Source organism: Paenibacillus endoradicis, from assembly GCF_024721975.1.
The window spans coordinates 211,179-229,615 of the sequence record NZ_JANQBB010000005.1 but is presented as its reverse complement, the minus strand read 5'-3'; the positions used below and the strand labels follow the sequence as shown (position 1 = coordinate 229,615).

Here is an 18,437-nt window from a genome sequence, read left to right as displayed (position 1 = left end):
TTTACACCAATAAAAAAGAAGCTATCGCAAATGCGATAGCTTCTTTTTTTGTTATGGATACTTATGTTCGATTGTTATTACTGCCTTATTGTGAAATAACTCATTTTTACGAATTACTTACGCGCGAAATAATTCATAAGAAAATTATAAAACACTTTTGCTACTAGTGGTAACTTTTCATTAGTACGATGTATAATTCCAACATTTCGAGTAATGACGGGATCAATCACCTTTACGATTGCAATAGGAATTGGTGCTACGAACTCAACAGCCATCTTTGGTAGTAAACTTACCCCCATACCAGCTGCTACAAGCCCACGAATCGTATCTGTTTCTTCCCCTTCAAATGCTATATTAGGCGTGAATCCTGCAGCTTCACATGCATTCATTACGATGGGGCGCAAGGAATATCCTTCACCGAATACGATAAATTGATCATCTTTCAACTCACCTAGACGTATTTCATCTCGATTAGCTAAAGGATGGTTGCTTGGTAAAATCGCAAACAATTCTTCTGTAATCAACACTTTTCCTGTCACTTGATCCTGTTCACTTGGAACAGGTGAAATGAACGCCAAATCTATGTCACCTTTAACCAAATCACGAATTAAAGTCGGGTACATCCCTTGTCTAAATCTAAACTTCACATCTGGATTATGATGTCTGAAGGCAGCTACTACTTGTGGAACTAGAGAAATACCTAAGCTATGAGGAAATCCAAGACGAATTTCCCCCTTCTCTGGATCTAGAAATTCATGAACTTCCTGTACTGCGCGATCCAATTCACGCAATATTTCATCTGCGCGTCTTAGAAACAATTGTCCCACTGGTGTTAATTGTAAATTACGTCCTTTTTGAACGAACAACTTTACTCCTAGTTCTTCTTCTAGCTGATGGATCTGCCTACTTACTGCTGACTGAGCAACATGCAACTCTTCCGCAGCTTGCGTTACATGTTCCTTTTGTGCCACCTTTACAAAGTAATAAAGCTGTCGCAATTCCATAAGTTAAAATCTCTCCTACTCCACTTTTATCCTTTTCTATTTCTTGCAGCTATTCGATCAAACAATCGATATAACACAAAACCCGTTATTAAGCCTCCAACATGTCCCCAGAAATCTATGTTAGAATACAAAAGCGAAAAGACAATACCAGAACCAACGATCCAATATATCGTCCTGATCGATGAAGGATCAAGCCATTTTTTACGAAATACTACAAGAAACAGATATGCACCTAAAACGCCATAGATCGCACCAGATGCTCCAACAGCCATATGTATACCCTCTATGCCTACATTACCTGCAAGATTATTAACACAGGCAGAGATAAAGTTGCCTCCAATACCACATAGAAGATAGAAGATTAGGTAACGACCACTTTTCATAATACGTTCAAGCGGTGGAGCCATTATAATTAGCATCATCATATTTTGGATGAGGTGCATTAAGTTTGCATGCATGAAAATAGAAGTGACGTATCTCCACGGCTCGTCCAAACCGAAGGGATTGTCAGTCGGATGCGCATAAAAAACCCCATATCCATACATGTTAGTTAGGTCTCCCATAACGAATATGAATAGAAAATACAATGTACAGAGGGCAACAATTGCAGAAGTTACCGGGAAACTTTTCAGATATCCACGAAAACTTTCATATCTTAAAAATATCATAGTCAGAAACACTTCCTTTAACGTAATTGGACAAGGTGATGTATGTAGGCTTATAATATGAACGTAGTTAAAACCTTAAATCCAAGGAGGAAATTCTAATATGTCTCAAGAACGTACTGGTGTTGCAGCATTTAAAGGTAGTCCTCTTACATTAGTTGGTCCACAATTAAATATCGGCGACCAAGCTCCAGATTTCAAACTTAACAAATCACTTGGTGAAATTGTTTCCCTTGAAGATTTTGCTGGTAAAGTAAAACTTATTAGCGTTATCCCTTCCATCGATACTGGCGTTTGTGAAGCTCAGACTCGTCGCTTCAATGAAGAAGCTACTAAGTTAGGTGACAACGTTGCTATTCTAACTGTAAGTGCTGATCTACCATTCGCACAAGCACGCTGGTGTGGCGCTGAAGGCATTAACGATGTTATTCTATTATCCGATTATAGAGATAATAACTTCGGCATCGCTTATGGAGTATTCATTAAAGAATTCGCAATAGATATGCGTTCTATTTTTGTTCTTGATCAAAATAATGTTATTCAATACGTTGAATATGTAAGTGAAATGAGTAGCCACCCCGATTACGAAGCCGCTTTAGCTGCTGCTAAGCAACTTACATAATTGGTCTTTTTGTGGAAACAAAGCGAGTGAAGGTAATTACCTTCCTCGCTTTTTCATTAGTTGTTATGCAATTTATATGCAGCTAGCTTTTTATCTAAAACTCGGTAAATGTCCATAATTACTCGGTAATTGGAACCAAGATCTCCTAATGAACCGCGAGACGCTGAATAAATATCTACTGCAGAACGCAACGGATCAACACTAATTACAGAAACTGTAATATCCATCGTTCTCCCAAAAATCGTACGTTTCTCAAGTACGATCTCTCCCACAGATTGAACCTCGTGTAATAAACGGTAGCCTTGCATTTTTTTCAAAATGGAAACTACTTCATCCCAAGCTTTATCTTTCGAAAGCTTATATACATGCGACTTAAGTGCTGGATCTTTAACTCTATCGCCCGTTCCATCAAAACTACGAACTAAGCCGATTAAGGTACGTTTTAACAACTAAGATCTCCCCCTCTTATCTCTACTCTTCCATTCATGATAACATGTTTCCACCTATGAAAAAAGAGCTTTCACTGGCAGTAACCAGTTAATCGCTCTCGATCTACAATAAATACCCGCAAATGCCGTTAAGCCCAAATGTTTCTGAACCCGCTCTAAGCAGGTGGGTGCCCTCATCTATACATTTGAGATCCCATGTGCAGGGCATGTCAGCCGTATAAAAATTTGAACTCCCTTGAAACAGCCATTGGTTCAAAACAACGAAGAGCCTTTACGAACACCGCAGGATGTATTGTAATTATAGACCGAATTAGTCAAAAAGTAAACGAAGAATAGCCTGTAATTATTTGGAATCCTTATAGTCAGTTTTAACCAGATCTTCACGATCTAGTTCAGCTGTGATTTCAGGTTCCTCTTCTTCACTCTTCTTCATATCATCTAATTGTTGTTGTAACTTATTGTAGATCGTATTGAAGTTCCAATAAGCAATCGTTGCAATGATACTACCCGTGAAGAATATCAATAACCATTGGAATTGAGTAAAGCTGATGTACAGCACCGCTCCGCATAGTATTGCTGTCGATAAAGAACGGAAAGGTTTACCAATCGTAATTAAAATCGCATTTTTAATTAATTGAAAAGTCTTCATATGATAATGAACGAGCATGGAGAAGAAATTCAACAATGATATAATAACTAAAATAGCAAGACCTATGAAAATACTTGATACAATTTTCCCACCATCGCTGCTAAAGAAGAAATAATAATCTACCACTAGCACGACAATTAAAATAGAGTAAATTATACCTGTTAACATACTTTGCTTAAAGTTATCTTTGTATCCTCTGAAAAAAGTTTTAAACATAGGCACATCCGTATCACCAGTTACCCATTTCCGTGCAATAGTAAACACCGCAGCAGTAGAAGGGAAAAATGTAAACGGAGCCAAAATTGCCAACATGATTGATGTCTGCTGAATAAATGCAAGCAACTGATCTTCAGGCACACTATTATTCAATAAGGATAGTAAGCTCATCCCAAAAAAGATAAAGAACGGAGAACCACATAGTATCCACAGTAAGTTAATACAGGATAATCTCATGATCCATTCAGATGCACGATATAATCCACCCATTATGCCTCTAGGTTCCATTGAATACGCCTCCATTTTCAATAACAAGAAAATTTTTTTGAAATATGCCCAAAAATGAGTAATCTAGGTATCCGTCTAATCCAACCGGCAACTATAGCATAGTATATGGTATGTTCCCCAACAAGAAAAATTAAGGAGGTTGCTAATATGGGCAACGCATCATTTGGACAGTGTGGTAATAATAACAATTCATTTTCAGCAATTTTAGTATTATTCATTCTTCTAGTAATTATTGCTTGTACACTTGGATTTGGCTGTTAATTAAATGAAACACTGAATATTATGTAGAAAAAGTCCGTGATGCCCGCTAGGCAGCACGGACTTTTCCGATTTTACTCATTACTTGTTGTTGTATTTGGACGAGGACGACGATTTTCTGACGGACGACGTTGCTCAGAACGACCTTCAGAACTACGACCTTCACTACTGCCGCTACGTTTGTTGTAGCCGCTGCGTGCGCCGTCTTTAGAACCATCGCTATTGTTACCTTTATAGCCGCCACCAGGACGACGATCTCTTGAACCGCTGTTACCGCCACCACGGTAACCGCCGCCACCTGATCCACTGCCACCACTACCACCACGATTAAACGGACGACCACTAGAACGAACATCTGGTCTACGTTTTTTCGCACGAAGCGGTTCTTCAGGTGTTAATTCGATATTAACTTCTTTCTTATCTCCTGTAAGCAATTTCAATGCTGCAGCAACTAATTGCACAGAATCGTATTGCTCAAGCAATTGAATAGAAAGACCTTTGTATTCTGCAATATCATCATTATCCACTAATTCGATAACACGTTCAGCAGTAATACGTTGCTTACCTTCGATAGCTTCACTTAAGCTTGGCAAAGGTTTTTTAACCATTTTTTGACGAGTGATTTTCTCGATAAAGTGTAAATGATCCATTTCACGCGGTGTTACGAATGACCAAGCTTTACCTTCTTTACCTGCACGACCAGTACGACCGATACGATGTACATAGCTTTCAGGATCTTGAGGAAGGTCAAAGTTGATTACATGCGTTACGCCAGAAACGTCTAGTCCACGAGCAGCTACGTCAGTAGCAACTAGAACATCAATGCTTCCATCACGGAATTTACGCATTACTGCATCACGTTGGTTTTGTGATAGATCACCATGAAGGCCATCTGCACTGTATCCACGTTTTTGCAATGCTTCACTAAGTTCGTCTACACGGCGTTTTGTACGACCGAATAGGATAGCAAGATCCGGAGATTCCATATCAAGCAAACGACTTAGAGCTTCAAACTTTTGGCGTTCATGAACTTCAATATAAGACTGTTCAATGGACGGTGCTGTTACTTGTTTAGGAATAACAGACACATGTTCAGGCTCACGTAAAAATTGTTGTGCAAGACGTTGAATGTTCGCAGGCATTGTAGCTGAGAACAACATTGTTTGGTGATCTGCTGGAACTTGCTTAAGGATGTTTTGAATATCCTCCATGAAGCCCATGTCCAACATTTCATCCGCTTCATCTAGTACAACAGTTTGAACATCTTCCAAACGAATTGTTTTGCGGTTAATATGGTCAAGTAGACGACCAGGTGTACCAATAATGATTTGAGGCTTCTTTTTCAAAGCGCGAATTTGACGGCCAATCTCTTGTCCACCATAAATTGGCAATGAACGAAGTCCTTTGTATTTCGTAAGCTTTCCGATTTCTTCTGAAACTTGTATTGCAAGCTCACGTGTAGGGGTCATAATAAGCGCAACAATGCGCTCTTCGCTAACCGGAATTTTGTTAATAAGCGGAATCCCGAATGCCGCTGTCTTTCCCGTTCCTGTTTGAGCTTGGCCAATCAAGTCTTTACCAGTTAATCCAATCGGAATCGCTTTATCCTGTATAGGTGTTGACTCTTCAAATCCAAGCTCTGTAATTGCTTGTAACACTTTAGGTTCCAAGCCAAATTCAGCAAATGTTTTCAAACTATTCTCATACTCCTTCTATTTTAAAGCCTCTAAAAAAAACGTCATTACTATTATAGCACAGATTGTCGTATGAATACTAGTTGCGGTTTGTTACCCATACTATAAATGTAACTACAATTGAGATAATATAACATAACGAAATGAGCGAGTGTCCAATGACTTCAGTTGCATTTAACAAAAAACAATTTTTATTACGACTCATTATGTTTACACTAAGTTCAGCATGTATTTCTTTTGGCTTCAACATGCTACTCATTCCAAGTCAACTTCTTAGTGGCGGCGTATCAGGCGTTGCGATGCTTATAGGGTATATTAGCCATAGCAATATCGGTTGGTTATATTTAGTACTGAATTTACCTATATTAATATGGGGTTGGTTTTCATTAGGGAAGAAATTTGTTGTCTGGAGTATTTACTCAGTTATTACTGCAACGATATTTATGCAGATTATTCCTGTACATGCATTGGCAGATGATATTCTACTTGCATCCGTATTCGGTGGTATCGTCGTAGGATTTGCAAGTGGACTAGCTCTAAGAAGCGGCGGATCTACAGGAGGATTCGACATTATCGCCTCCATTATTACACAAAAGAGAGATGTGCCCGTTGGCGTTATTCTGTCGGGACTTAATGCTTTTGTTATCGTCGTTCATATATTGTTCACCGGCAATTGGGAGCTAGCACTATATTCTCTCGTTGCGATTTTCTGTGTGGGTAAACTTATAGATAGTATTCACATCAAGCATTTAAAAGTCACCGTATTTATCATCACTACCCGAACTGATGAAATGCTTCAGTCTTTACTATCTCATCCAAGAGGAATAACCATTATTAAGACACGAGGTGCTTATACATCAAGTGATCGTGATATGTTAATGACAGTTAGAACTCGGTATGAACTAGCAGATCTTAAAAAAAATATTCATTCTATCGATAAGCACGCATTTGTCACCATTGTCGAGACCGTTGGTGTACTAGGTGAGTTTCGAAAATGAAAAGAATATCAGCCCATTTAAAGCCCATATTTTGAACTTACTGTATTTTATTGTTTTCGTTATGATATAATAAAGACGTTCTAATCAACTGTTTCGAGATGTAGTTTTCTTTCGCAAGTAACACTTTAACGATTGGGGTGTTGTTGGATGGATATGGAAACTGTTACACTTGCAACAATTGTTGAGCGTCTAGCACCTGAATTAGTTAATTTTTTGACCATTCAGGAGTTAGATACGAAAATTGTATTACGTGATGGCATCGAGTTACTTGAGCCTGAAGATGCAATGGAAATTGTGCAATTCAGTATTTGTCAAGGTCAAACGAGTATGATTTTGCATTAAATGGATCGAACACCGCTTATTGCTTCATTAATAAAAAAAGCCTATGCCACTATTGAAATTGCGGCATAGGCTTTTCAATTTTAAATAATTTTCATTTCAAAAAGCTAATTTTTTACGTAAAAGTAATTGTTATAACGAATCTACAACAACACTATTAACTGCATTGATATAAGCAAGCACACTTGCCTTCATAATATCAGTATCCGTCGCTTTTGCAATATATGACTTTCCCTTATGACTAACTTTTATTTTCACTTTACCAAATGCTTCTTTGCCTCTTGAAACAGAACTAATATTGTATTCTAGTAGTTCCAATTCCAAACCGCAAATGGCTGTAATTGCAGAATATAACGCATCTACCGGTCCAGAGCCCGTAGCACTGTGAGTTATACTTTCATTCCCCTTACTAAGCTTTACACTCGCAGAAGGGAAAGTGCTATTTATAATTGCTTGGAAATCCTCTAGTTCATAGAAATGTTGACTCATATTTTGACGCTCACACCCATTACCGTGTAACGCATGATAATTTTCAACAAGGATGTATAAATCATGGTTATAAACTTCTTTTTTTGTATCAGCAATTTCTAGGAACTTCGTAAAGACACCCTCAAAATCTTTCTCATCTGCAGGCATTAACCCAAGTTGCTCTAACGCATTTTTCACTGCATGTCTTCCAGAACGAGCAGTTAAAACCAATTCCATATCATCCAGACCGACATCACTCGGCGAAATAATTTCATATGCATCACGAGATTTCAACAAACCATCTTGATGAATTCCTGAGGAATGAGCAAAGGCATTATCACCTGTTATCGCTTTATTGACTTGAACATCAAGCCCCATAAAATTACTAACTAGACGAGATGTATTCATTATTTCTTTCGTATTAATGTTCGTTACAGCATTATATACGTTAGACCTAGTTTTCAATGCCATAACAACTTCTTCAAGTGCAGTGTTTCCTGCACGTTCACCAATACCGTTTATTGTAACTTCTATTTTATCTGCACCATTTTTGACAGCAGCTAACGTATTCGCTGTAGCCATACCAAGATCATTATGACAATGTACACTTAGCAGTACTTTATCATCCAAGTTTTTCAAGCGATCATTCAACCGATGTATAAGATACCCAAACTCTTCAGGAACTGCAAATCCAACAGTATCAGGTACATTAATTATAGTAGCTCCAGCTTTCACAACCGCTTCGATCGTTGACCACAAGTACTCAAATTCTGCTCGAGAAGCATCCTCAGTTGAATACTGCACTGCAGGAAGCAATGTTTTAGCATACTTTACTGCATCCACACCAATATTTAGTACTTGATCTTTTGACTTTCCGAATTTTTTTTCAACATGAATATCAGATGTACCAAGTACAATATGAATTAATGGATTTTGAGCAAGTTTCACACTTTGATATACAGCATCAATATCGCTTTTCACCGCTCGAGCTAAGGCAGTGATTATGATGTTATCGGATTGACCAACCTTCTTCGCAACTTCTTGAACGGCTAAAAAATCACCCTGTGAAGATGCTGGGAATCCCGCTTCGATAATATCAACTTGTAGCTTTTTGAGTTGCTTAGCCACCTCAACTTTTTCATACATATTAAGTTTAGCTCCTGGAACCTGTTCTCCATCACGCAACGTTGTGTCAAAAACCAATATCTTTCTCATCATCAATCACTCCTTCAACTTTTCATATTCTTTCCGTTATACTTCTCGCAAATGAAAAGTACTTCGGAAGCCTTAACCCAAACTTTCCATGTTCTTTTCGTCATACTTCTCGCAAAGGAAAATCACTTCGTAATTCTAGCTATTTGATGCATGCTAGCTCTTTGTAGCAACAAAAAAAGCCCCGTCTCTATATAACTATAGAGACGAGGCGTTGCTCGCGGTACCACTCTAATTGATTATGATGATGCTCAAAATAAGCACATAATAATCCACTTTAATTCGGCAGCCAACACTGCCTATCTTGATAACGGTAGAAAACCGACATCTCCTACTTAATGTTCAGAGAGTAGCTCTTGGACGAGTTCAAAAAATTTAAACTATCGGTTCTCACCAACCACCGACTCTCTGAAAGTTACCATTTTTCTAATAATTCCAATCAACGCCTACTAATATTTGTTTCAAATTATATTCCCATTTGTTACATATGTCAACTAATTCCTAAGTAAATTATTGAGACAAACGAAGTGCTAGGTCATACATCTCCATATCGAACGGACGTTTCGTTGTTGTTACTAGATCGATGTCATTAACAACTAGTTCACCGTTAATAACGCCGCAACCTTTACCAGAAACACCTTCCATAAGTTGACGCACTGCAAAATCTCCAAGACGACTTGCAAGAATACGATCTTGTGCTGTTGGAGTACCACCACGTTGAATATGACCAAGTACCGTTACACGTGCATCAATACCACTAATTTCAGTAATTTTTTGTGCTACATCTTCACCTTTTCCGGCGCCTTCTGCAACAATGATAATACTATGACGTTTACCTTTTTCGAAGTTCGCTTTCATTCGCTCTGCTACTTCAGTAAGATCATATGGAACTTCTGGTACAATAATTGTTTCAGCTCCACTTGCAAGTCCTGCATGAAGCGCAATATCACCACAGTGACGTCCCATTACTTCAACTACAGACGTACGCTCATGAGAAGACATTGTATCACGAATTTTGTTAATCGCATCAACGACTACGCTAACAGCAGTATCGAAGCCAATTGTGAAATCTGTATATGGAATGTCATTATCGATGGTACCTGGAATCCCCATCGTTTTAATTCCTAATTTGCTCAATTTGTTTGCCCCTTGGTAGGAACCATCTCCACCAATAACGATTAGTCCATCTATACCTCTAGCCTTCAAAATGTCCGCACCACGTTGTTGACCTTCAGGTGTAGTAAATTCTTTACATCTTGCGGTTTGTAGAATCGTACCACCGCGCTGAATAATATCACCAACACTACGTAGATCCATTGGACGCAAATCATCGTTCAATAACCCTTGGTAACCACGTTGTACTCCAAACACTTCAATTCCATGGAAAATAGCACTACGAACGACAGCACGTACTGCTGCGTTCATCCCTTGTGAATCTCCACCACTAGTTAATACTGCAATTTTTTTGACTGATGACATAAATATTCCTCCAGTTTCCTTAAAGTAAATGTTCAAAAAGTGGCATTTTAGAATCAAGAAAATGGCGCGCTACTTGAGGAAGGAGGACACTCCAGTGTACGTAGTTGGTACACGAGTCCCTACAATGTTTCTGCAAGAAACATACATCGGAAGCTTATGCTACACTTCCCAAGTTCGCTTCATATTCCATGCCGATAAAGCTTCCGGAATCACTTCGTTATCAAATCCTGCTTTTTGTACTACCTTTTATATACTAAGCCTGTTGCTTACGTATCCAAACACTATTCACAAAAAAGAATAATCGAGTTAACGGGCTTTTCTTCATAAGTTGTCTTGATACTTTACGAACATCAGATTGCTGCTGTACTTTAGGATCTGACAAATATAAAGCAAGTAAGCCCTCTATAATTAAGCGGTGAAAGCCCGATGCAGGGAGTTCTTGTACATCCTTCCTTGCTCGATTTACTATCATAGCGATACGGTCAACAAGTGTAGCTTCACTTTCATAGTAATTGCAAAAATTCAAATCTCCACCGGCCTTGTCTTCTTCTTGATCAATAAGATAATCAAGTAGAATATGTAATGCACAAACATGCGGGAAATATATATTTTTGATTCTTATACCATCTTCCTCAGTTATCCCCTCTTCAGTAGCAGTTAGAAAAAGCATGAACATTGCTAAAGTAGATCCTGATGCTGCAGCAAACTCATTCCACTGCAAATGCGGATACTCAAACTTATGTTCTTCCCACCATCCTAGCAGCTTCTCTTCACGGAGCTCTTTAGCAATATGCTTGTACACTTGCAAGTCACCATATAATGATACCAAGTGTGTTACATGAAATTGTACAGCGCTATAGGAAGGTAACAACATAATTTGTTGTTGGCATTGTGACACGAGATGATGTAAATATCCACCATCATCCTTCTCCTCACGGAATGCATAATAGTCCTTTAACGATGCACCAGGCGTAACAGCATCTAGCATAGATTGATGTAGCATTCTGAAATCTTCAGCGTCTAGCGATGTACTTCTATCACACAAATTATCCAAATAATCACTAATCGTTTGGAGTGCTACAATTAGTGGTATTAAAACTGTACGATATTGCAAATTAGCCGCGGCATATACGCCACCACCCTGACAGTGAAATTTCTTATCTTGAATACTATTAAGGGCTTGCATTCTAAGTTCCGGATTAGGTATCAGTTCTGCACGGTTTTTAAGCTTTTCTAGCTCATGTGCTACATCTGGGAGTACATATTTGTACACACGATGCATTAATCTTATGGCACCATTAGGCGCCTTTCTTTTACTTTTAGTAATAAGAATGTTGTTGCACCTCCTTGATCTGTGAGATCGGCACAAGCAGATGAAAAGTGCAAATTTCTATAAGAGATCATCTACATGTAAATGTAACATATAATTACCGCAATAATCTAGCCATCAGCACACACAATTTCTGTTATACTTATTTTACAATTCCTTAATAATAATCATATTGGAGTGAACACTAGCATGCAAGACACAGTTACTCCCCCAAGTTCTAACGCTAAACGTGAGACTCTATCTCTCAGAAGTTATAGCTTCATATCGTACTCTACTCAAGCTTTAGTCGTTAGCTTTCTTCCGTTATTTTTTCTTGATAAAGGATATAATGAGAGCCAAATTGGATTTCTCTACTCCGTCGGACCAATGATATCGATATTTGCAAATATGTTTACTGGTTTCATAAGTGACAAAAATCAGACGATTGTGAAATTAGTTCGTATTTTATTTATTTTCCAATTTGTCGCAATTGGATTGTTACATCAAGTTGATTCTTTTTCTATTACTTGTCTCATTATGACCTTATTCTATTTTTGTCAAACCCCAATTAATCCATTGAATGATAGTTTGATATTGCTTTCTAGTAAGTACACTGGAACACCTTATGCTTTAGTTCGCATATTTGGCTCACTAGGTTTTGCGTTAAGTGCATATAGCTTCGGACTTATCCTTAAACAAGTTGGTACTGGCCAGACATTAAATCTTCTACTCTTAACGATTGCTGCATCAATAATAGGGACATTTTTCATTAAAGATTATCATGGCAGTTCAAAGAAATTTGATTTTTCCGGTCTTTTAACAATTTTAAAACAACCTAAAGTAGTATATTTCTTTATTTTACTCTTTTTTATTTCTACAGCACATCGTATGTATGAAGGATTTCTCGCGGTAACACTTCGCCACATTGGAGCATCGGATTCATTTGTAGGACTAGCATGGTTGATATCAGCGTTAAGTGAAATTCCAGTACTCTTTCTGTTAGGTAAATACGGAGATAAGTTCAAAGAGATACCATTATTAATCTTTGCTTCCATCATGTATGCGATGCGGATGTTCCTTCTCTCATCTATTACTGAACCACATTGGGTAATAGTCACTCAATTGATGCATAGTGTTTCATTCGGAATTTATTTCTCTACTGCACTTCGATATATGTCTCAATTACTTCCAGATCATTTCCGAGCATCGGGTCAAGCAATATTCACCATTATATGGATGGGTGTAGCAGGCAGTATAAGTGGCTTAGCTGGCGGACAAATCTATGCCAATTTTGGTCATCATTTGTTCTATCAACTCGCTACTGCTTTTGCGATCGTAGGAGCTATCGGATTCATTTTTTATAATTTCAAATACGGGGATCGATAGACAAAGAAAGAGGGCTCGCCTCCATCAAGTGATGGTAGCTAGCCCTCTTGTCTTATCTCAATCGATATCGTTCTGCTTTTTGAACTTTAATTGTCATTCGATCTATTATAACTTTGTAACATTCGCAGCTTGTGCACCGCGATTGCCCTCAGTAATATCAAATTCAACCGATTGTCCTTCATCTAAAGACTTAAAGCCATCGCCTTGAATTGCGGAGAAGTGAACAAATACGTCCTCGCCATTTTCAGCTTGAATGAAACCATAACCTTTTTCTGCATTAAACCATTTAACTGTACCTTTCAAAATAAACAACCTCCTAGAATTGACCACTGCAATTACAGTGAATACGGTCATTATACGATTAATCCATAATAATTGCAATTTTTACAAATTATGAATATTATCTATTATATTGGTGATGATATAAAGTTATGCCTACGAATTACTAGTAATTCACCGTCTTTTGTTGATTGTCATCTCAATAATAGCTATGATATTAATATTAACGCATTTCAATTAAGGAAGAGAGATCATTATGTACAAAAAACATGTAATCTACAAGCGCGATAAATACAATATGCTGACTGTCGAAGTTCAAGGGAAAACTCTTGTTATTCGTGAAATATCTGATCAGTGGGGCGAAGAAGGATATCAATTCATCAGTCGACCTGAAATGCTTCATTGGGCTGCAAATCATTTCCTTGCAGAAAACTTTATTGGTCGTGAAGATGAACTAAAAGAAATTATGGACAACTTCCGTAACGTCTAATGATAAGGCAATTCATTCTCATGCTTGAACACGGAGGTGAATAGTAATATGGATCCATCCATAAGTTTAATATTCATTATTGTTGCATTCTCGTTAGGTGCGGTCTTAGTGTTGAAAAAGGACACCATTCCAACTTCTATGAAGAGATGGCTATCTATTTTTGCCATACTAATGATTTTATTCGCATTTTTCATCATCATAGATTCTTTATTGAAACTAGGCACATAATCTAAGTGAAGACCATCATTAGTAGGTATTCAAAGAGGATCCTCTCGAACAACTTCGAGTAGCGCATAGTTTCGTTCATTTCGGAGATAGTATATGGGTATATATGCTATCTGAGGTGAACCTATGAATAAGTTAATAATCGTAAAGTTAGTTTGTTGCATTACGCTGGTAGCATTATTACAATCTACAACATTACAAGCTGCCAGTGATGTGTACATAAGTCAATCCAAAAAGGATCTAAGGAGGAATAGTATGAGTACTGTACCTAAACGTGAAGAGGTTGCAAAAGAATTCCAATGGGAGCTTGAGCATATCTTTGAAAGCGAGAAAGCATGGGATCAAGAATACGATCAAGTTAAAGCATTAATCCCACAATTGGCTGCCTTTCAAGGAAAGCTATCTTCGGCTGCTGAAGTTAATAAATGCTTTGAGTTAGAGGATACATTGTCTATCTCACTTGAGCGCTTATATGTATATGCTAATATGCGTTTGCATCAAAACATGGCGAATACAAAGTATCAAGCTTTATCTGAAAAAGCTCGTAAAATTAACGTTTCAGCTAGTGAGGCATTATCTTTCATCACTCCTGAAATCCTTGCTTTAACTAACGATGAACTAGATGCATTAATTAATAATGAACAACTTAAGAAATATCGTCATTCACTTGAAGAAATGAAGCGTTCCAAAGCTCATATTTTAACTCAAGCTGAAGAAGCATTAATGGCTCAAGTAAGTAATATTAGCTCTTCACCTAACAATATTTTTAGTATGTTAAATAACGCTGATATGAAGTTCCCTAAAGTGAAAAATGAAAAAGGTGTGGAAGTAGAACTAACTCATGGTACCTACATTCAATTTCTTGAAAGTAAAAACCGTGAAGTCCGCCAGGAAGCATTCAAAGCAGTTTATGCTACTTATGGCAGCTTAAAAAACACACTTGGTGCAACGTTCAGTGCTAATGTTAACAAAAATTTATTTTATGCAAAAGCAAGAAAATATGATTCAGTTCTTGATATGTACCTATATGGGGATAACGTGCCTACTAGTGTATATACGAATCTAATTGATACGATCCATGAAAACTTACCATTAATGTATCGTTATATGGAACTTCGCAAAAAATTACTTGGTGTAGATGAGCTTCATATGTATGATCTATTTGCTCCTTTAGTAGATGAGTTCGATATGAATATTACATACGATCAAGCTAAAAGTATTGTTGAAGAAAGCCTACAACCGCTTGGAGAGCAATACTTATCTGTATTGAAAGAAGGCTTGAATAGTGGCTGGATCGATGTATACGAGAACGAAGGTAAGCGTAGTGGTGCTTATAGCTGGGGCGCATACGGTACACATCCATACGTACTATTGAATCACAATGATAATTTGAACAGCATGTTTACATTAACTCATGAGATGGGTCATGCACTTCACTCTTACCATTCAGATGAAGCACAAAATTATCGTGATGCTCAATATCCAATCTTCCTTGCAGAAGTTGCTTCTACATTGAATGAAGCATTACTAATGGATTACTTGCTTAAGAAATCAACAGATCCTAAAGAGAAGTTGTATCTACTTACGTATTATGCTGATCAATTCCGTACTACAGTATTCCGTCAAACGATGTTTGCTGAGTTCGAGAAAATTGTTCATGAGCGTACAGAGCAAGGCGAGTCATTAACTCCTGAAGATCTAAGCAGCATCTACTATGACTTGAACGTCTTGTATTACGGTAAAGGTGTTAAAGTTGATGAAGATATCGCAATGGAATGGGCTCGAATTCCGCATTTCTACACAAGCTTCTACGTGTATAAATACGCGACTGGCTTCTCAGCTGCAACAAGCTTCTCTAAACAAATTCTTGATGAGGGCGAGCCTGCTGTTGAACGCTATCTTGGTTTCCTGAAGAGTGGTGGCAGTGACTATCCAATTGAGATTTTAAAACGTGCTGGTGTTGATATGTCTTCTCCAGAGCCGATTCAGCAGGCAATGAGCGTGTTCGAAGATCTTATCTCGCAAATGGAAGAGCTAGTAAAGTAAAATAAGCTCTGCATAATAAAAAGGTTTCCTTTTATGCTTTCGCATCTCGCGAGAACATAGGAGGAAGCCTTTTATTTGTTACTTTAGTTCGTTGCAAGAAATAATTATGCTTCGACTATGTATTTGCATCTTCTATTAATTCATATTGTTCGTTGTTATCAAACTATAAACAACATTAATCCAAAAGATACCGCTCCACCTATTACACTTGATAGACCATTGACCCTATCATTGTTCATCCAAGATAGCCCACGCCAATATTGTGTCTTAGCACCACAATGAGTTTTACGCTCAATAATTTTTCCACATACATTACAGCGATACATTACTTGCAATTGAGCACCCATTATTGAATCAATCATCGCTCCAACGAAGCCAGCTATTGCTCCAGCTACGATATAACGGTAATCAAATTGCATATATAGACTACTAATTAGTCCAATCAATGTCGCTCCTGCTAATGATGCTAAACTCCCTAGCCAACTTATACCACCACTTGTTCCTGAACTCACACGTTTCCAAGTAATTACGGAGATTGGCTGACTTTTGCTTAGTGCCCCTATTTCCGTTGCCCATGTATCAGCTGTTACACTAGCCATAACGCCTATGTACGCATATAACCAACCTTCATGTGGCAATATGGCATGACCAATACAGAGCAGTAGGCCTATCCCACCATTTGCCCACACTTGCCCTGCGTCGCGTCTACCACTTTTCTCATAGTTACCTTCCGCTTCCCGCTTCTTAGCTACGGAACGCTTCCACTTTGACCAAACTGTGGAGCTTATGAAAAATACAATTAATAATGAGAACCAAATTGGCTCTCCAAACAGTACGAAGCCCGTACCCATTATTATTGCCGACAACATACCAGAAAGTGATAATGATTGTTTACGATAGGCAACATAACCAATCAAACCACTTCCTATTACACCTAGAAGTATTCTAATCCACCATTCTGAAACAATTGATACCACGAATTCATCCTCACTTTACTTGTTGCATCTTAATTCTGTTATTATGGCTTTGCTAGTGACAGTTTGCCACGCTTGTCAATTTCAACGCCATTGCGAGATACATCCTGTAAAAACTGTAGCATTTCTTCAGCTTCTTCATCTTCTACAGGTGTAGGCTGTGCATTAACAATTTTCATTGGATAGAAAGTCATTTCACATTCCGCTGATTTGTTACAAGTAGCACTCAAGACCCCTGACTCCGCTTGCTTGCCCTTAGGATGTGAAGCAAATACGAAGTTTCCTAATGAGTATGCAATCCATTTTCCATTATACTGTTCAAACCCTTGTAATACATGGGGGTGACTACCGATTATTAAGTCAGCGCCCCCGTCTATCAAATGTCGTGCTATGTTTAATTGATCTGCTTCTGGCTTACTTTCTCTTTCCTCACCCCAATGAACCATTACGATCGTAATATCGGCTAATTTCTCAGTTTCTTCGATAGCTTGTAATATCCTAGTTAGATCATATGCTTCAGCTAGTCCTGCGGTATACTTATTTGCTTTCCACGATGTATTAGGCAATACATGACTAACACTAAGATAAGCTACTTTAATTCCATTAACCTCTTGGATAACAGGTGTGTAAGCTTCCGTATCATCATTACCCGCTCCTGTATGTTTAATCCCATATTCATTCAAGTGAGTAATCGTATCTAACATACCTTTAACACCTTGATCTAACGTATGGTTATTCGCTAATGAAACGACATCTATTCCAGCATCTACAAGTCCTTGAAGACCTTCTGGCGCTCCTTTGAATACATAAGTCTTATCATCAGCAGCTGTACCTCTCGTTGTAATCGGCATCTCTAAATTGCCTGCTGTAATATCAGCTACACTTAAATGCAGCAATGCTTTCTGAAAAGGGTAGCTATAACCTTCTTTCTGTAGCCAACTATTAATATATTCCCCTTGCAAAATATCCCCAACAAAAGCGAGATTAACTGTAGTAGATTCTGTATCTATTGGTGTAATCTCTTCCTCTTCAATGGTAACCGGATCTTCTGTTACTGTATTTTCATCAATAGCGCTATTATCCTTTGAATCTTCTGTAATTAGAGGATCAGTAGGTTCAATCTTCTCATTAGTAACTCCAGAAACTTCTACTGTACTCTCTTTTGTTGTATCTTTGAACATCGACAATTTACTTACTTGCTCTTTGGCAGTAATCCATAAATTTTCTCCACCAAAGAATATTGCTACAACAATAATAATAATGGCTAACAGCGATGTATTGACTAACCATAAGCGGCGCTTCTTTTTTTTACTTCGATCCTTTGTTTGTTGCTCACGTTTTTTCGTTTCCATTCTAGATAAAGACATAAGAGAACTCCTTTTCATAT

19 protein-coding genes, 1 other RNA gene and 1 other annotated feature are annotated in these 18,437 nt (G+C 37.9%); of the genes, 8 read left to right on the top strand and 12 right to left on the bottom strand.

Annotated features, from left to right (window positions below):
* Positions 1-113: 113 nt before the first annotated feature.
* Both gltC and NV377_RS17505 read right to left on the bottom strand, forming a co-directional pair.
* Positions 114-1,004 (bottom strand): glutamate biosynthesis transcriptional regulator GltC, encoded by an 891-nt coding sequence (gene gltC, locus NV377_RS17510; RefSeq protein WP_258202086.1) that lies wholly within the window; start codon positions 1,002-1,004, stop codon positions 114-116.
* Between the two features lie 26 nt (positions 1,005-1,030).
* A complete protein-coding gene (locus tag NV377_RS17505) occupies positions 1,031-1,672 on the bottom strand; it encodes a rhomboid family intramembrane serine protease (protein WP_258202085.1) in 642 nt (213 codons plus the stop codon).
* A gap of 100 nt (positions 1,673-1,772) precedes the next feature.
* Here NV377_RS17505 and tpx point away from each other — a divergent pair, with 100 nt between their 5' ends.
* Positions 1,773-2,291, top strand: a complete 519-nt coding sequence (tpx, locus tag NV377_RS17500) for a thiol peroxidase (RefSeq protein ID WP_258202084.1) — start codon at positions 1,773-1,775, stop codon at positions 2,289-2,291.
* 56 nt (positions 2,292-2,347) lie between these two features.
* Here the strand turns inward: tpx and NV377_RS17495 are convergent, their stop codons facing one another.
* The 3 genes from NV377_RS17495 to NV377_RS17485 form a co-directional block, all read right to left on the bottom strand.
* Complete coding sequence (locus NV377_RS17495) at positions 2,348-2,740, bottom strand: DUF1499 domain-containing protein (RefSeq protein WP_258202083.1); 393 nt, start codon at positions 2,738-2,740, stop codon at positions 2,348-2,350.
* Positions 2,741-2,849: 109 nt separating this feature from the next.
* A non-coding RNA gene (gene ssrS / locus NV377_RS17490) (6S RNA) lies at positions 2,850-3,032 on the bottom strand.
* 51 nt (positions 3,033-3,083) lie between these two features.
* On the bottom strand, positions 3,084-3,893 hold the full coding sequence (locus NV377_RS17485; protein WP_258202082.1) for a YesL family protein: 810 nt from the start codon (positions 3,891-3,893) through the stop codon (positions 3,084-3,086).
* A 147-nt stretch (positions 3,894-4,040) separates the two neighbouring features.
* Between NV377_RS17485 and NV377_RS17480 the strand changes: the two genes are divergently transcribed.
* Positions 4,041-4,154: a YjcZ family sporulation protein gene (locus NV377_RS17480; RefSeq protein ID WP_258202081.1), complete on the top strand. Its 114-nt coding sequence runs from the start codon at positions 4,041-4,043 to the stop codon at positions 4,152-4,154.
* A gap of 71 nt (positions 4,155-4,225) precedes the next feature.
* Here NV377_RS17480 and cshA read toward each other — a convergent pair whose 3' ends face one another.
* Positions 4,226-5,845: a degradosome RNA helicase CshA gene (cshA, locus tag NV377_RS17475; RefSeq protein WP_258202080.1), complete on the bottom strand. Its 1,620-nt coding sequence runs from the start codon at positions 5,843-5,845 to the stop codon at positions 4,226-4,228.
* A gap of 158 nt (positions 5,846-6,003) precedes the next feature.
* On the opposite strand from cshA, the gene NV377_RS17470 reads away from it, so the two are divergent.
* Both NV377_RS17470 and NV377_RS17465 read left to right on the top strand, forming a co-directional pair.
* Positions 6,004-6,843 carry a YitT family protein gene (locus NV377_RS17470; RefSeq protein ID WP_373425828.1) on the top strand — a complete coding sequence of 280 codons (840 nt, stop codon included), beginning with the start codon at positions 6,004-6,006 and terminating at the stop codon, positions 6,841-6,843.
* A gap of 147 nt (positions 6,844-6,990) precedes the next feature.
* Positions 6,991-7,185, top strand: a complete 195-nt coding sequence (locus tag NV377_RS17465) for a hypothetical protein (protein WP_258202079.1) — start codon at positions 6,991-6,993, stop codon at positions 7,183-7,185.
* A gap of 129 nt (positions 7,186-7,314) precedes the next feature.
* Here the strand turns inward: NV377_RS17465 and NV377_RS17460 are convergent, their stop codons facing one another.
* From NV377_RS17460 to NV377_RS17450, 3 genes are all read right to left on the bottom strand, one after another.
* Entirely contained in the window at positions 7,315-8,868 is a 1,554-nt protein-coding gene (locus NV377_RS17460) for a 2-isopropylmalate synthase (protein ID WP_258202078.1), read from the bottom strand.
* Positions 8,869-9,061: 193 nt separating this feature from the next.
* Positions 9,062-9,314: a binding site (T-box leader), on the bottom strand.
* A 58-nt stretch (positions 9,315-9,372) separates the two neighbouring features.
* Positions 9,373-10,341, bottom strand: a complete 969-nt coding sequence (gene pfkA, locus NV377_RS17455) for a 6-phosphofructokinase (protein WP_258202077.1) — start codon at positions 10,339-10,341, stop codon at positions 9,373-9,375.
* 253 nt (positions 10,342-10,594) lie between these two features.
* Positions 10,595-11,623: a tetraprenyl-beta-curcumene synthase family protein gene (locus NV377_RS17450; protein ID WP_258202076.1), complete on the bottom strand. Its 1,029-nt coding sequence runs from the start codon at positions 11,621-11,623 to the stop codon at positions 10,595-10,597.
* Positions 11,624-11,860: 237 nt separating this feature from the next.
* On the opposite strand from NV377_RS17450, the gene NV377_RS17445 reads away from it, so the two are divergent.
* Positions 11,861-13,036, top strand: a complete 1,176-nt coding sequence (locus tag NV377_RS17445; protein ID WP_258202075.1) for an MFS transporter — start codon at positions 11,861-11,863, stop codon at positions 13,034-13,036.
* 105 nt (positions 13,037-13,141) lie between these two features.
* On the opposite strand, the gene NV377_RS17440 is transcribed toward NV377_RS17445, so the two are convergent.
* Positions 13,142-13,339, bottom strand: a complete 198-nt coding sequence (locus tag NV377_RS17440; RefSeq protein WP_308860163.1) for a cold shock domain-containing protein — start codon at positions 13,337-13,339, stop codon at positions 13,142-13,144.
* A gap of 232 nt (positions 13,340-13,571) precedes the next feature.
* Here NV377_RS17440 and NV377_RS17435 point away from each other — a divergent pair, with 232 nt between their 5' ends.
* The 3 genes from NV377_RS17435 to pepF all read left to right on the top strand — a co-directional run bounded on the left by NV377_RS17435 (position 13,572) and on the right by pepF (position 16,076).
* Positions 13,572-13,805, top strand: coding sequence for a hypothetical protein (locus tag NV377_RS17435; RefSeq protein ID WP_258202074.1), 234 nt, complete (start codon positions 13,572-13,574; stop codon positions 13,803-13,805).
* Between the two features lie 48 nt (positions 13,806-13,853).
* Complete coding sequence (locus NV377_RS17430) at positions 13,854-14,033, top strand: phosphoethanolamine transferase CptA (RefSeq protein ID WP_258202073.1); 180 nt, start codon at positions 13,854-13,856, stop codon at positions 14,031-14,033.
* A gap of 252 nt (positions 14,034-14,285) precedes the next feature.
* Positions 14,286-16,076, top strand: coding sequence for an oligoendopeptidase F (pepF, locus tag NV377_RS17425; RefSeq protein WP_258202072.1), 1,791 nt, complete (start codon positions 14,286-14,288; stop codon positions 16,074-16,076).
* 158 nt (positions 16,077-16,234) lie between these two features.
* Here pepF and NV377_RS17420 read toward each other — a convergent pair whose 3' ends face one another.
* Complete coding sequence (locus tag NV377_RS17420) at positions 16,235-17,053, bottom strand: DUF92 domain-containing protein (RefSeq protein WP_258202071.1); 819 nt, start codon at positions 17,051-17,053, stop codon at positions 16,235-16,237.
* 41 nt (positions 17,054-17,094) lie between these two features.
* Positions 17,095-18,417 carry a CapA family protein gene (locus NV377_RS17415; protein ID WP_258202070.1) on the bottom strand — a complete coding sequence of 441 codons (1,323 nt, stop codon included), beginning with the start codon at positions 18,415-18,417 and terminating at the stop codon, positions 17,095-17,097.
* Between the last annotated feature and the right edge of the window lie 20 nt (positions 18,418-18,437).